Source organism: Candidatus Egerieousia sp. (genome assembly GCF_056211015.1).
The window spans coordinates 1-14,648 of the sequence record NZ_JBAELF010000028.1 but is presented as its reverse complement, the minus strand read 5'-3'; the positions used below and the strand labels follow the sequence as shown (position 1 = coordinate 14,648).

The following is a 14,648-nucleotide window of genomic DNA, read 5'->3' as shown; positions in this document are numbered from 1 at the left end:
CTCGTATGTAGTCAGACCGAATCCTTTCCTCAGATTGAAAGGAATGAAGGAGTTGTTTGCGGCAGTCTTTGGGAAAACCGATTCGTTCACGTTGAGTATTATGAGGTTCCTGAAATCGAGGCTCCTGATTTCAAGAGGCCCCACAACCTGCAGCCCCTTCAATGGTTCACCTTCAAACGGAACAGCAAGTTTTGCCGTAAGCTGGGATTCGAGCTTGTAGAAAGTTCTGACATTGATCTCCTCCAGCCCTTTATAGGAAAGAATCCTTTCTATCGCTGTGTAATATTGTGCTATGAAATTGCGGGTCAGCTTGTCAGACACAGCATCCAGTTTCCTTAGAACTTCCTTGTGCCATTCAGCCGCATCTGTCCATCTTTCAATATCAGCTCCGAATATGCATCCGAGAAGCTGGCATTCTTCGGCCTGAGGAGCATCTGCAAGATACTCCATCAACTGCTGTTTCCTGATGAAAATAAGGTTCTTTTCGGAAATCCCCGCCCTGATGTCGGCTATCACCTCAGTGCAGGAATTCTTTATGTACTCGTGTTCCAGAATCCTGCATACATCCTTGTAGTACCATGCATCCTGCCTTGTGTTCAGGTGAAGGCTGCAAAGCAGATCCATGAAACTTCCCAGTGGAGTGAGGCACATCGGATAGCCCATTGTAACGTTTATGTTCCTGTACTGCGATGGTATGTTGTTCATCACTGGGAAAAGCAGGCTCTCGTCGGGCAGTACTATAGCTGTGTCGAATGCTTCTTCTACTTCTTTGCCCTTGGCAAGTCTTTCAAGAATCTCTCCTGCCATTGCTGCCTGCTGCACGGCTCCAGGCACTGCTATCACGTTTATGTTACGGCAGTTTTCATATTCGCTTCTGACAAGTTCCTTGTATTGGGGATATCTGGAGGGGTACTTGCTCTCCATTCTCTTGATGTAAAGGCTGGCCTTGTTCTCATCACATCTTACCAGAGGACCGGTGAAGTCCCAGTAGAAGTCCGCCTTTCCCAAGCCGGCAATGGCATCGAACAGCGCTTCCTCGCACTTGTTCGGCGCATTGAAGCCTATGAAAACATAATGTTCTGCAGGCAGAACCTCATTCAGCCTGCTTTCAAACTCCTCTGTTTCGCTCATTGCGGCCACTTCGGAATAAATAATTCCGGAATTGGCTTTCTTCTGGTCAAGCAGCCTTTTCCTGAAGTTCCCGTACAGCGATGGCATTATCTCCCATATTCCGGCGAATTCCTTCTTTATGTCAAGTCTGCTTTTCCCCTCACCACTCAAGCCACTTGCCGCTTCCTTGTAGAAATTTCCCCAGAACCGTTTCATTGCATCCATCTGGGCCTGGCTCAGGTAGGAATAGTTGCTTTCAAGTTCCTTTAGGTCCTTTATGTTGGCAAACAGGGCCTTGTAGTCAATGCGGTATTTGTCTATGTCGTTGAAGTCCGAAAGCACTATGTCCGCCCATCTTGAGAAGTCGTCGTATGTGATTGCCTTGCCAAGAGCTATATATTCCTGATAAAGGACTATAGAGGTTTCAATGCTGTCAATCTCCTTGAGACCGGACAAATCCGCGAACAGATTGGAAATAGTGCAGGTTCTCGGACTGATGAGCGGGCTCCTGTATCTTTTTGCGAATTCCTCACCTAAGTACTTGATAAAGAACTTGGCCGATCGCCTGCCCGGAAATACGAATACTGAATCGGAACAGCAATCCATGCCTCCGGTATTCCCTTGATTGCCAGCTATCTCCAGAAATGTTTGTGCTACAGCTCTTAAAAATTCCATACGTCAATCAATTTCAACATTCTAATATACGCATATACTTGCGCAATTTAAAATTCTTTCACCTAAAATGTATTTCCGAACAAAGTTTTAGCAACAATAGGAAAAGAATTGCTGCTTTGGCACCTGTTCTCCGTCCGGAGGAAATACTTTTGCCCCAACAAAAACTGGAACTTATGAAAATTTTTACGAGATGGCTTTCGATTTCCACTGTGCTTCTGGCAGGAGCCTGTGTGCAACCTTGTGCCGCGTTGTCGTGGGACGAAATGGATTATGAACCGTTCAGCAATTTCTATGTTTCCTCCAATCTTGCGGATTATGCGAATATGGCAACATTGAACGCCGAGATAGGAGCGAGCCTGAACACAAGACTATCCCTTTATTTCGGTGCAAAATACAATCCTTTTCAATTCGGTTCAGGCAATGATGAGTCAAGGAACAAGCAGTGCGCATTCAATACAGGGATCCGCTTCTGGCCATGGAGAACTTTTTCAGGATGGTTCTTCAGCGCCGGTGCAGGTTTCCTCCGCTTCAATAGAAGCAATTATTTTGGCAATGAAACCAGAGAAGGCGATTTCTATGGAATTCAGGCTGGAGCAGGATATTCCTATATGATAAGCAGGCATCTGAATCTGGATTTCGGAGTGGGATTCATGCTCGGTCCTTGCAGATACACCAGATATTCCTGCCCGCATTGCGGCAGAGTGCTGGACAAGGGTAAGAAGATTCATATTGAACCGAATAATGTGCTTTTGCAACTGAGTTATCTGTTCTAGCCATGAAATCAATCAGCGGAAAATCATTGCTTGTGCTTTGCATTCTCCTTGCCTCCTGCGCAGGTCAGGGACGCAAGCTCAGCAATGCCATTGCATCGAACGCCGCCGTGAGCGTGAGCATACCTTCAAACGGAGATGTGAACGCCGGCTCTTATACGGAACAATCACAGGATGACAGGTATGAGGAGCTTTCCGATTCGGAAAAGGAAATCAGGGAACTGGACCCGAGCGGCACGTATATGCTGAATTCAATATGCGTGGAGGCCAAGTTCAAGAACGTTGCCGAGCGCTGCGGATTCATTGAACTCGGATTCAATATAAGTGTCCCGGCAGTACTCATTGACCGTAACTGGCAGTTGAGAATGACTCCGAACCTGATCTTGCCCGGAGGGGAGCAGAAACTTGACGATATTTTCATATGCGGTGAGGAATACAGGAACAGGCAGCTCCGCGGCTACAGGAAGTACAATGATTATATCAACTCAATCCTTGCCGACAGCAGTCTGGATCTCCGGTACAGGCATCTTCTTGAAGTCTATATAGAGCGTCATGAGGCCTCGCCGGAAGCAATGGAGCACTATGTCAGAAGATTCAGGAAATGGTCCAACAACAGGAAACGGGAGCGCATACCGCAGGCTTTTGCCAAATATGTCCGCAATCCCTTCCCCGATGGAGGCGTGCGCCTTGATTCCGTTGTAACTTCAGATGACAGGCAGTCGTTTGTATATCATTATACACAGAGTGTGAAATCATTTGACGGACTAAAGAAAATTTTCCTCACCATAGATGGTGAATTGTGGAACAGCTACAGGAAATTGTATGATGTTCCTGAATCTGATACAGTGACTTTCTATGTCAGTTCGCTTTCCACACTGGCCGATATCGTGAAACGCTACAAGGATACTGTAATTTACAGGAACCAGTCCGTTTCATACGACAGCAGACTTGCGTTCGCATCGGGTAGCGGCAGACTTGAAACCGGCATTGATGACAACGGAGCGGAACTGAGACGGCTGAAAGGCAGGCTCGCGGAGTTTATTGAAGACAGCGCATACGTGATGGACTCGATAATAGTGAATTCTTTCTGTTCACCGGAAGGGCCTGAAGCACTGAACGCAGCGTTGAGCCAGGAGAGGGGAGAAGAGGTTTGCAAACTGCTGGGTTCATATTCGGCATTCATAAAGGACAGTATTGCACATTCTATATGGAATATTTCAATAGGAGATGAAGGTAATGTACCTGATTCAGCACTTGAAGACAAGTTCTTTGCCATAGAGGACAGATCCTGCGGCGAGGACTGGTGCGGGTTGATTGAAGAACTGAAAGGGTGGGGATTCGCTTATGAACGGCTTGTCAGAAGTCTGGAAAGTGAAGATCTTGTTCAGAAGCGGAAGGAAATATTGGCTTCAAGTGCTTTTTACAATGACATCAAGGAAAAGATATTCCCTACACTGCGACGCGTGAGAATATGCTTTCATACTCACAGGCGCAATATGATGGCCGATACCGTACATACCGATGTAATTGACAGGGATTATATGGAAGGCCTGAACGCTCTGGTAGAAAGGGATTACAAGAAGGCGATAGTCAAGCTCAGACCTTACAGGGATTTGAATTCCGCACTTGCATTCCTGAGTCTGGATTATAATAATTCGGCAAAGGACGTACTGGAGCATTTGAAAGCTTCCGTTAAAAGAGACTATCTGCTGGCAATAACGTATGCCAGGCTCAATGATGCTTACAGAGCCAGAACCTGTCTTGAAAGATGTCTTGAAAAAGAGCCCGGCATGCGTTTCCGCGTAAATCTGGACCCTGAATTGAAGGCCCTGATATCTAAACATTAAATAATTGTAAATCAATTTATTAACTAAAACTAAAAAATAATGAGAAAATCTGTTTTATGCTTGCTGTCAATAGCAGCTTTGTTTATGGTTTCCTGTTCAAAGGAAAATGTCCCTGAAGCCGTTCAGGAAAACGACAGAGCAATAGTGCGCCTGAGCATTCAAGGCGAAAACTCTCTGCAGACCAAGGCTTCTGGCAGCGGCCACGGAATTCAATCCGATGACAACATTGTAAACACTCTTGAAATCTTTATTTTCAGGAACACAGGCGAACAGGCTGTGGACAACGGCCAGCTTGAATTGTACAAGAAGTATTCCGCCGCCGATCTTTCGAGAGGATTGTCAGGCCTGGAACTGATAAGCTCCACAGGGAAGAAAACCATATATGCAGTATGCAACAGCCATAAGGATGACAATTTTGCCGGAGTGAATTCACTTGCAACATTCAAGAATGAACTCTCATTGCTCAAAAATGAGAATGTAAAGAATTTTACAATGTGCGGATACAAGGACGTTGAATTGAACGCCGTGAACGATATTACAATTCCAGTGAAAAGACTGGTTGCGAGAGTGAAGCTTACAAGTGTCAGTACTGCATTCGCAGGCACACCTTACGAGGGATCCACCTTGCAGAACGTGAAAGCATACCTTATAAATGTCCACGCAGAGAAACTCCTGTATAACGGAAGCAACAAATCAGGTTCTCAGGTTCTGAATCTAAGCAGGTACATTGAAAATGACTGCACGGGGTTTTCGATGGTGGGAATGCTGTATGAAAGCATAGCGGACAAAGTGGATGATACCGGCAATAACACCACGCGATGGTTCTACACCTTTGAGAACACAATTGAAATGGAGGACCCAACGGTGAATGATTATTACACAAGACTTATCATAGAAGGCACTCTTAACGGAGTTACATATTATTACCCCGTCAATATAAACCGGGAAGGTTTCGGATATGTATCAAGTGAAGATACAAGGCCCGGAATCGAAAGGAACAAATCATACGAATTGAGCGTTGTCATAAGCAAGCCGGGTTCTCTGAACCCGAACATGCCGATTGTGAATGGTACGGTTTCAGTTTCTGTGAATGTTGAAAACTGGACAATCGTTCCTTCAGCCGTTGTTAACTTCTAATATCCTAATGATGAAACATATTGCCTCATGTACATTTGCGCTGCTGCTTTTCTTGTCATCTTCCTGCTCCAAAATGTTTGAAGACAGGGGAGAATGCCCATGCTTCCTGACTCTGGACTGCAGTGCGCTGCCATCGTCTGTGAAATCATTGGATGTATGGATATTGGATGGAAGCGGTATCACTCCGTATATGAAGAAAGCTTACGTAAACAATTTCTGCGAACCTGCGGTTATAGAGATTGACAGAATGCAGGATGCGGATATTTGCATATGGGGCAATATAGTTAATTCGGAGTTGCATGGAAGCGGCCCGGATGCGTATTTCATCAAAAGGAAAACGATTGATGCCGACAGTATGTTCAAGGAAATCGCACATGCGGACAGCCGCTGTGACGAACTCTGCCATAAAGTTTCCCTTACAAAGGAATTTTCAAGAGTGACTCTTCTCTTCAGCCCTGAAATGATCTTTGACAATGAAGTGGAGTTGATATACCATCAGCCGGTGTGCGGGTATTATATAAAAGGAGGAAGCGTTGAGGGTGATGCCGGAACAAGACTGCTTCCATTGCCGCTACCCGGCGGTGGGAGTACCGCAAGCTTCAATATGCTCAGGAATGACTTGAAGAATACTTCAGAGATTGAGGTGAAGGTTCCAATGGGGAACAGGGAAACTGCGTGCTTTACAATACCTGTATGGAAATATCTTCAGGACGCAGGGTTTGACATGCAGAAGAGGAATCTTGATGATATCACTTTCGGCCTTGATTATTCTTTCAATGTTACAGAGGTAATAATCAACGATTGGACAGATTGTCCGCCATACAGAATAGAATTTTGAATATGAAACAGATAATGTTGCTTATATGTGCGGCAATCAGTGCCGTGACAATGCTGTCCTGCTCAGCTTCGGAAGAAATGGAACTTAATGATATCCCTGATTCCGGAAATCCGCAGAATATGGTGAGCGTTGAGATTGAATTCAATGTTCCTCAACTTGATACGAAAAGCCGCACATACGGCCATTCCGAGTTCATAGCGGAGGAGGACAGGATAAACTGGTTCCACTATTATGTTTATGATTCCAAGGGCATGCTTTCCGGATACGGAAAATGCGGTTCAAGCGCTGAGACCAGAGTCAGTATGCATCTCAACAGTAATGCTGAATATACAATGTACGCCATTGCAAACGGCCCTGAAATCAGTCCTGTACCGGCTACGGAGAATGATATCCTGAATTCAGCATACCAGAATGAATCGCTGGGAGGCCTGAACAGTGAGGTTGAAGACTGCCCGAGGCTTATGATGACAGCAATCGCAGCTTTGGAGGCTAACGATGACGGTTACAAGGTGAGACTTGATTTCAGGCGGATGACAGCAAGGATAGGACTTTCTTTTGATACTTCCGCATTGAACAACGATGTCTCTCTGGAAATCAAGGAAGTGAGCGTGGTGAATATACCGTCGCAGGTGTATTATTTCAAGGAGAATGCTCCCGTGGAAGGCTTGAAATGCCTGAGCAGCGCATGTTCAGTGGTTCCTTCAGGCCTTGATGATAAAGTGGTTTTCTACTGTTATGAGAATGTGCAGGGGGAACTTCTGCCCGGTAACAGTTCGCAGATGACCAAGTTCTTTCCAGAATCAAGCAGGTACAATGAACTGTGCACCTATATATGCGTGAAAGGAACATATTCATCGCCGCGCAAAAGGGGAGAGATAATTTACAGGCTGTATCCGGGCAGGGATGCCTCGGACTTTTCGCTGGAAAGGAACAGCGTTTATGATGTGAATATCAAATTTTCCGCCGAGGGCGGAGTAGATGAAGTAAGCTGGAGAGTTGTTACCGACGGGCTGGAAACCTTGACTACAGGAGTTGAGGTCAGGATGGACGATTATGAACTGAATGAGAACGAGAAAGTTCCGTTCATGGCAGTTGTCAGCCCCGAGGATGCTTCAAGAAAACATCTGAACTGGCAGATTTCCGAACCGGGAATAGCAGGGTTCTGCACTGCCGATGGTAAAGAGAAGCTATCCCTTTCACAAATCAATGCAATTGATGACAATAGGGGACCTTTTCTCATTTATGGGCTTTGTAACGGTTCGGCTGTCCTGAGTGCGGAGTCAACAGATGGTACACTTAAAAAAGGCAGTGCTGAATTCACGGTGAATCTAGAGCCATATCCTTACCGGATTGAGTTCGATGAAAGCTTTGTGCCTTTGTGGTATCTGAATGATAATGAGTATGAAGTGCGCTATGTGGCTTTTTCCAAACTTGATATGCCGGCAGGACAGGTTCCGGATATCAGACTTCTGTCCGGAGCTGACTGCGTTGAAATTCTTTCTGTGGACAGGAACGGAGTTTCAGTCAGAGCCAAGGGACTGGGCAGGGCGGTGATAGGCAGCAGGATGGGGATGGCCATTGCGGAATGTGCGTTTACTGTAAGTGAGCTGGGAATATCTCTCGACACGGATAATATGTTGCTTGCCGCTGGTTTCGGGGCCGATGTCAAATATTTGATCACACCTGCGCACGCTTCTTCGATGGGAGTGACTCTTGCATATTGTGACGGTTCTTCTTCATCTTTTACAAGTGAAAGCAACAGAGTTGAATGCGTTGCAGCCAATACCACAATCAATGTCAAGGCGAATTATCTGAACTGCCGGGACTTGTCCGAGAATCAAGGCAGGATCAGGGCGTATGTGAACGGTCACAGTGCTTGCGATGAATGTTCATATTCCATTTGTCAGCCTATGAAACGGCTTCAAGAAGAGCAGCTCTGTCTTATGAATTATCGCAATGGCACACAATATACAGCCAGCCTGATTGATTGTCCTGCGGATGTTCCGCTTTCAATGTCATGGTTCAGGGATTATTCCTTATCTGGAACTGATGGAGAGGCCACTACGCCGGTATCGGCACCTGCCTCATCGGAAATACTCTGGGACAGGGAGATGTGCAGGTTCTCATATCCAAGCCCCGGAACAGGTATAAACGGACATTATAAGGTTCATTTCAGTCTGGACGGGGATTTCTCACACGTGAACTATGTCAAGGCAGACGGCACTCCCGGAACAGTGCAGGAATTCATTGCAGAGTGTGCAAGCGCCAGCGTTGATTTGAAATTCGCCGAAATGGTGTATATAATCAGCTATATGAAGAGTGACAGCAGAAATTCAATGTCCAAGGACGGATACAGATATATTGACGAACTCATTGTCAGATGCGTGAAACATTACAGATCCAACATTGACAATTCATTGTTCTCTGACTTGTCCTTTGATTACTCTTACGATGGAAAGCAGTTCCATTATTCAGGAGAAGGCGACTCCCACACAGAGTACTACATTGATTATGATATAACGTTTGTCAAGGATTCCGAGTATCCGTATATAGAGCTGAGCAGCGCCGATGGCATATATTACAATACCAGTTTCAAGTATACAGGCAGCAATGCGCCTGCAAAGCATTTTGACGGAACAAGGCTTTCAGTGCCTTCAATGACAAACATTGCCAATCATAAAGGATTCTGGTACAGATATGTTCAGAAGAATTCAGGCTTGAGCGGATTCTGCAAGGAAATAGACTGGCAGATTCTTTACAGCAATCTCTTCTGATGAATTGCAGGCGTGCGGGCATTTGCTTATATTTGCCCCATGCTTGGACTGGAAACTTTAGGACTGACAGGCCTTTTCATAGGCTGCTTTCTGGCGGCTACGGTAATACCGTTCAGTTCAGATGCGTTGTATATTGCCGTGCTTCTTGCCACCAAGCAGCCTCTGGCCTGTTTTATGGTTGGAACTTTGGGAAACTGGCTCGGCGGAGTCACTTCATACTATCTTGGCTATCTGGCTAAATGGAAATGGCTTGAAAAGTATTTTCATATAAAACATGATACGCTTGAGAAACAGAAAAAGCTGGTTGACAAGTACGGGGTCTGGCTCGCGCTCCTTACATGGATTCCTGTAGTCGGAGACGTGTTTGCAATAGCGTTGGGATTTTACCGTACACCTGCATTCTGGACGCTTCTTCTTATGCTCGTGGGCAAGGCCGGACGTTTCCTGCTCTGGAATCTTGTTTCAGGACTGATTTAAGCCGGTGTACTTTTCAGCTACCTGGCTGCAAGACGCTCTGCTGAGGCACGGTCAATCTTACCTGTTCCGGTAAGAGGGATTTCCTTTATTAAGATTATTTCCTTAGGCCTTGAATATTTTTCCAGACTGTCCACCGCTTTTTCCAGTGTGTCCAATGATATTTCCGAGGAGGTTTCAGACGGGTTATCATTCTGATTCTCAACTAGAAGGATAGCTATTTCCCCGAACTTTTCATCCTTGCGCCTGCTTACGCAGAACGGAACTTTCATGTACGGCCTGAGCGCCTGTTCAATCCGCTCGATCTGAAGTTTGATTCCTCCGCTGCAGATTACATTGTCCTTGCGTCCGAGTATTTTGAATAATGACTTGCCGGTCTTGGACTCTGTATGCATTTCGGCTATATCGTTGGTATGCAACACACCTTCGTGAATGAGCGGGGCGTCAATCCAGAGGCATCCATCCTTGTCCGTGCCTATTCTTACATTTTCAAAAGGGGTGTACCATTCGCTTCTCCCAGACCCGTTCAGCCTTCTCAGTGCAATATGCGAGAGCGTTTCGGTCATTCCGTATGTGCTCCATACAGCGTTCGGAAAATCTTCCAGTTCCTTTTGCAGTTCATCTGAAATGGCTCCGCCACCAATTATCAGATTCTTGCAATTCATGAGAACTTTCTTTTCACCGGGAACTTGCAAGGAGCAATGCACCTGATAAGGGACCATGGCAATCAGATCAAAGCATTGCCCTTTCAGACCGGCCAGCGGATGGCTCGACGGCTCAACGCTGATAAGTTCCATCTTCCGCTCAATTGAACGCACCACCATCATCTTTCCGGCAATGAAATCAATAGGCATGCACAGTAGCGCTCTGTCACCTTCCTTCAGCCCGAGGAAGTCACAGGTGATTTTTGCGGACGCAAGCATCCTGCCCTTCCGGACCATCATTGGCTTTGGTTTGCCCGTGCTTCCGCTCGTGTGAACAAGAACGCTGTCAGAAGAATTATTCCATTCCTCAAGAAATCCAGATATGTCCATCCCTGATGTGTACTCCAGTTTCAAAATTGCTGGTGAACAACAGACCGGTTCCAAGCCCCTGTGGCAACTCCCATTTGCCTGAATAGACCGACGCAGCCAACAAGGCCACGTTTGTCAGCCCTATGTTGCTTTCCAGCGCACTTGTAATCCATGACCTTATGCCCCTTTCCCGGGCCATTTCAATCCACTCCCTGCTGCCTGTCATTCCACCGTGAAGCGTAGGTTTCACCACTATATACTGCGGTTTCACAGCGTCAAGCATTCTTTCCTTCTCTTCCGCCGTGTTTATCCCTATAAGCTCTTCATCAAGGGCAACCGGCACTTTTGAAGTCCGGCACAACCTGGCCATCTCCTCCCATTGCCCTTGCCTTACAGGCTGCTCTATTGAATGTATCCTGTACCTCGACAGTTCATCCAATTTTTCTGCGGCCTCCTCAGCAGAGAACGCCCCGTTGGCATCGACCCTCAATTGCAGCTCATCTTCAGTGAACCGTGAGCGTATGCTTCTTATCAGGCTCATCTCCTCTTCCCACTTTATTGCGCCGATCTTAAGCTTGATGCATCTGTAGCCAGCGGCTATCTTTTCCTCCATCTGCTTGAGCATTGTCCCGTGATCCGCCATCCATACCAGCCCGTTGATAGGTATTCCTTCCATTCCCCTGGCAAAATCCGTATCGTAAAGTTCCGGCGACTGATTCATCTCCGCCAGGGCTGATTCCACCGCAAAGAGCAGGGCGGGGTAGTTGCGCAGCTTTTCGTAAATCGTTTCATGCAATGCGGAATCCGAATGTGCCTGGCGCGAACCGTTGAACGCGAATGCGTCCTTGAGAAGTGAATGCACATCATTCAAATTCTTGTAGGCATCCCTGTCACAGGAAAGGTCAGGAAGCGGCGCACATTCCCCAATGCCGCTGCGCCCGTTTCCGCTGAGTTTCACTATGAGCATTTCGTGCTCGGTGTATTCTCCGCGGCTGGTTCTTGCCGGTATCTTGAAATGCAGTTTTTCTCTTTTCAGTTCGATTTCCATAGTGCTTCTCCTAACTTTGGCTTCTCTTGAGCAGGTTTGGTACCTTTTCCTGTCTGTTTCAGCGAATTTCGTCCGTTTCGAGCAGGTTTGGTGCCTTTTCCTGTCTGAATATGCTATGGAACCAGAGGAAACTTGCCCCAATCAGGCTTGCGCTTCTCAAGGAAGGCCCTGCCGCCCTCCTGGGCTTCATCCAGCATATAATACAATGCGGTGCAATCACCAGCCAGCTCCTGAATGCCGGCCTGACCGTCGAGCTCTGCATTGAGTCCCATCTTTATCATGCGCAGGGCAAGAGGCGAGAGCTCCATCATCCTGTGGGCCCAGTCCACACATTCCTGCTCAAGATCCTTGAGAGGAACAACCTTGTTCACCATGCCCATCCGCTCGGCTTCAGCCGCCGTATACTGCCTGCACATAAACCATATCTCGCGCGCTTTTTTCTGACCAACAATCCTTGCAAGATATGAAGAACCGAATCCCGCATCGAATGAACCTACTTTCGGACCGGTCTGTCCGAATTTTGCGTTCTCTGCTGCAATTGTGAGGTCACAGACTACGTGCAGAACGTGTCCGCCACCAATGGCAAAACCATTCACCATTGCAATCACAGGCTTTGGAAGTCTGCGTATCTGCATCTGAACGTCAAGGACCGACAGACGTGGTGTGCCGTCCTGGTCAATATATCCGCCCCGCCCCTTGCAGTGCATGTCACCGCCGGAACAGAATGCCTGGGTCCTGAGCCATTCCTCCTCACTCTGACCTTCCTTACGAGGCGTCTGGGCTCCGGTGAGCAATACCACCCTTATATGCTGTGCTTCACGGACAATAGTGAATGCCTGTGACAGTTCGGCAGTGGTCAGTGGCGTGAACGCATTTCTGTACTGAGGTCTGTTAATGCTTATCTTTGCTATTCCATCGTATTCTTCAAGGAGTATCTCCTTGAATTCATGCATCGATTTCCATTCCATATTCTTCAAAGTTCAAGTTTCAGTTGCCTGTAATATTGTGAGTAGACTTCAATGTCCTTGTCCGGGTCCGTGAACACTTCCAGCAGTACCGGCCTTTCGGATTCGGCGCTGGCAAGTTTCCTGATACCGGTTTCAAGTTCTTCTGTATTCCGTGCTTTCAAGTATTTCACACCAAAAGTTTCACAGATTCCTTTTGCTGAAAGTCCGTGCTTCCCGGCAACGAACATTTCCGCTGCCTGACTTGCTTCAAGACCTCTGAGACTCTTGAATATGCCTCCCTGCCCGTTGTTGAGGAGCAGTATCCTGGCGTTGCCTTCCAGCTGGTTCAACCATAATGCATTGTGGTCATAGAAGAAACTCAGGTCGCCGATTACACAGTAAGCTCTTGGAGACCTTAGTTCTTCCTGCATTTGTGCCAGCGCGGCACCGGCGAACGTGCTCAACGAACCTTCAATCCCGTTCAACCCCCGGTTGCAATTTATGTAATGTCTCGCGTAAATTTCTCCCAACCTTACGGACATGCTGTTTGCGTAATGCACAAGGTCATCTTCCTTTATATTCTCTTCAAGCAGCTTGGCCGCAAGCATCTGCGAGTATTCAGGAACAAATCTGTCATGCAATTGAGCAATTCTCTTCCTCAAATCAGCCCATTTCACGTAGAAAGCCGGCTTCATGTCCTTGTCCGTCAGACCGTGGTTCAAATCGGCCAGGAAATCACAAGGCATGCCTTCTATCAGCAGTGAAGTATGTGTTGAGATATCGTGAAGGACTCCGTCCTCGGAAACGGTAATGTGAAAGGCATCGGCACAGTCCCTGCGCAGGAACTGCCTGAGCCTCTTGCTTATGGTATTGCCACCAAGGTATATGACGCAATCGGGCTTCATGTCCTGCGGAACATCCTTCAGAACATAAAGCATCTGGTCCGTGAAATAATTGAAACTGATATCTCCGGATACAGGTTCAGCCAGAACGGTGATTTTTCCGGCAATCTGATTCAACAGATCATCGGCAATTGCGAACTGCGTAAGTTGCCCGATGACAATCATCGGCTTGCTGCAGGCAAGAATCCTTCTGACAATCATTTCCCTGGCATAATCCCAGCTCCACTGCATTCTGTGGACCGCCCTTTCATCAGGCAGTTCCTCTGTGCTGAAATCGAACAGCGGCTCGCTGATTGGTACATTAATGTGTACGCTTGGATGCGCAGGCCGTGCATTTTCCATCAGAGCCTCGTTCACCAGCCTGTTGCATTCCCATCGCTGTGTATCATTCTGAGGCTCAGGGAGCTTGACACTCATTGCCACACTGCTTCCCAGAGCTCCCTGCTGCGGCATGGTCTGCCCGTCAAGCTGGCCTGTCCATGCACCGGGCCTGTCCGCTGAAATTATAATTATTCCTACATGGCGATAGCTGGCCTCGATTGCCGCAGGCCCCAGGTTGAGCAAAGCGGAGCCGCTGGTCACACAAACCGCCACAGGCCTGCCTGACTGCTGCCTAAGACCAAGCGCTATGAATCCTGCAGAACGTTCATCGGTTACAGGAATGCATCTGAGTTCCGGACATTCATTGAAATTGTGGACCAGAGGCGCATTCCTGCTGCCCGGACAGACAACAATGTTTTCAACACCATGCTTGATTAGCAGGGCTGTTAGTATGTTTACGTTTTCCTTATTGCTGTACATTTTCAATCTCTTTTCTAATCTGACATAGGTCCAGACACCTTTTCATTGTTTGCATCTTGTTCTCGGTTTCTTCAAATTCGCTTCGGCAGGCGCTTTCCGGCATGATGCCTCCGCCTGCGTATAATCTTGCACGATTCACATACAATGAATCCGCTCCATTGCCGTTTCCAATCAGTTCTGGAAATTCAGCGCATCTCAATGAAACGAATAGCCTGGTCCGGCCATTGATGCCAACGGGACCGGCAAAACCGCTGTAATACTTCCGCCGGTGTGCTTCATTCCTGAGAATGAATTCGCGGGCCTCTTTCTGAG

At 47.2% G+C, this 14,648-nt stretch carries 11 protein-coding genes and 1 pseudogene; 6 read left to right on the top strand and 6 right to left on the bottom strand.

The features are described from left to right. Positions 1-1,785 (bottom strand): annotated as a pseudogene (locus AC06L3_RS02025) (hypothetical protein); the annotation flags it as partial. A gap of 173 nt (positions 1,786-1,958) precedes the next feature. On the opposite strand from AC06L3_RS02025, the gene AC06L3_RS02020 reads away from it, so the two are divergent. From AC06L3_RS02020 to AC06L3_RS01995, 6 genes are all read left to right on the top strand, one after another. Then, positions 1,959-2,558, top strand: a complete 600-nt coding sequence (locus AC06L3_RS02020; protein WP_475668959.1) for a DUF3575 domain-containing protein — start codon at positions 1,959-1,961, stop codon at positions 2,556-2,558. A gap of 2 nt (positions 2,559-2,560) precedes the next feature. Beyond that, on the top strand, positions 2,561-4,402 hold the full coding sequence (locus AC06L3_RS02015) for a tetratricopeptide repeat protein (protein ID WP_475668958.1): 1,842 nt from the start codon (positions 2,561-2,563) through the stop codon (positions 4,400-4,402). Positions 4,403-4,441: 39 nt separating this feature from the next. Next, positions 4,442-5,539 (top strand): fimbrial protein, encoded by a 1,098-nt coding sequence (locus AC06L3_RS02010; RefSeq protein ID WP_475668957.1) that lies wholly within the window; start codon positions 4,442-4,444, stop codon positions 5,537-5,539. A gap of 73 nt (positions 5,540-5,612) precedes the next feature. Then, positions 5,613-6,377: a hypothetical protein gene (locus tag AC06L3_RS02005; RefSeq protein ID WP_475668956.1), complete on the top strand. Its 765-nt coding sequence runs from the start codon at positions 5,613-5,615 to the stop codon at positions 6,375-6,377. Between the two features lie 2 nt (positions 6,378-6,379). Further along, positions 6,380-9,151, top strand: coding sequence for a DUF4906 domain-containing protein (locus AC06L3_RS02000; protein ID WP_475668955.1), 2,772 nt, complete (start codon positions 6,380-6,382; stop codon positions 9,149-9,151). Positions 9,152-9,190: 39 nt separating this feature from the next. Beyond that, on the top strand, positions 9,191-9,628 hold the full coding sequence (locus AC06L3_RS01995; RefSeq protein ID WP_475668954.1) for a YqaA family protein: 438 nt from the start codon (positions 9,191-9,193) through the stop codon (positions 9,626-9,628). 17 nt (positions 9,629-9,645) lie between these two features. Here AC06L3_RS01995 and AC06L3_RS01990 read toward each other — a convergent pair whose 3' ends face one another. From AC06L3_RS01990 to AC06L3_RS01970, 5 genes are all read right to left on the bottom strand, one after another. Then, positions 9,646-10,659: an AMP-binding protein gene (locus tag AC06L3_RS01990; RefSeq protein ID WP_475668960.1), complete on the bottom strand. Its 1,014-nt coding sequence runs from the start codon at positions 10,657-10,659 to the stop codon at positions 9,646-9,648. Further along, positions 10,637-11,686 (bottom strand): o-succinylbenzoate synthase, encoded by a 1,050-nt coding sequence (locus tag AC06L3_RS01985; RefSeq protein WP_475668953.1) that lies wholly within the window; start codon positions 11,684-11,686, stop codon positions 10,637-10,639. The genes AC06L3_RS01990 and AC06L3_RS01985 overlap by 23 nt, the downstream gene beginning before the upstream one ends. Positions 11,687-11,799: 113 nt before the next feature. Beyond that, positions 11,800-12,663, bottom strand: a complete 864-nt coding sequence (gene menB, locus AC06L3_RS01980) for a 1,4-dihydroxy-2-naphthoyl-CoA synthase (protein ID WP_475668952.1) — start codon at positions 12,661-12,663, stop codon at positions 11,800-11,802. Next, on the bottom strand, positions 12,660-14,336 hold the full coding sequence (gene menD, locus AC06L3_RS01975) for a 2-succinyl-5-enolpyruvyl-6-hydroxy-3-cyclohexene-1-carboxylic-acid synthase (protein ID WP_475668951.1): 1,677 nt from the start codon (positions 14,334-14,336) through the stop codon (positions 12,660-12,662). Before menD ends, menB begins: the two co-directional genes overlap by 4 nt. Beyond that, a partial coding sequence (locus tag AC06L3_RS01970; protein WP_475668950.1) for a chorismate-binding protein occupies positions 14,323-14,648 on the bottom strand: 326 nt, incomplete at its 5' end. The genes menD and AC06L3_RS01970, both read right to left, overlap by 14 nt.

Bases quoted from the DNA above. Each gene is read 5' to 3' on its own strand.
- AC06L3_RS02020 (WP_475668959.1), top strand. From the start codon at position 1,959: ATGAAAATTTTTACGAGATGGCTTTCGATTTCCACTGTGCTTCTGGCA.
- AC06L3_RS02015 (WP_475668958.1), top strand. From the start codon at position 2,561: ATGAAATCAATCAGCGGAAAATCATTGCTTGTGCTTTGCATTCTCCTT.
- AC06L3_RS02010 (WP_475668957.1), top strand. From the start codon at position 4,442: ATGAGAAAATCTGTTTTATGCTTGCTGTCAATAGCAGCTTTGTTTATG.
- AC06L3_RS02005 (WP_475668956.1), top strand. From the start codon at position 5,613: ATGTTTGAAGACAGGGGAGAATGCCCATGCTTCCTGACTCTGGACTGC.
- AC06L3_RS02000 (WP_475668955.1), top strand. From the start codon at position 6,380: ATGAAACAGATAATGTTGCTTATATGTGCGGCAATCAGTGCCGTGACA.
- AC06L3_RS01995 (WP_475668954.1), top strand. From the start codon at position 9,191: ATGCTTGGACTGGAAACTTTAGGACTGACAGGCCTTTTCATAGGCTGC.
- AC06L3_RS01990 (WP_475668960.1), bottom strand. From the start codon at position 10,659: ATGGACATATCTGGATTTCTTGAGGAATGGAATAATTCTTCTGACAGC.
- AC06L3_RS01985 (WP_475668953.1), bottom strand. From the start codon at position 11,686: ATGGAAATCGAACTGAAAAGAGAAAAACTGCATTTCAAGATACCGGCA.
- menD (WP_475668951.1), bottom strand. From the start codon at position 14,336: ATGTACAGCAATAAGGAAAACGTAAACATACTAACAGCCCTGCTAATC.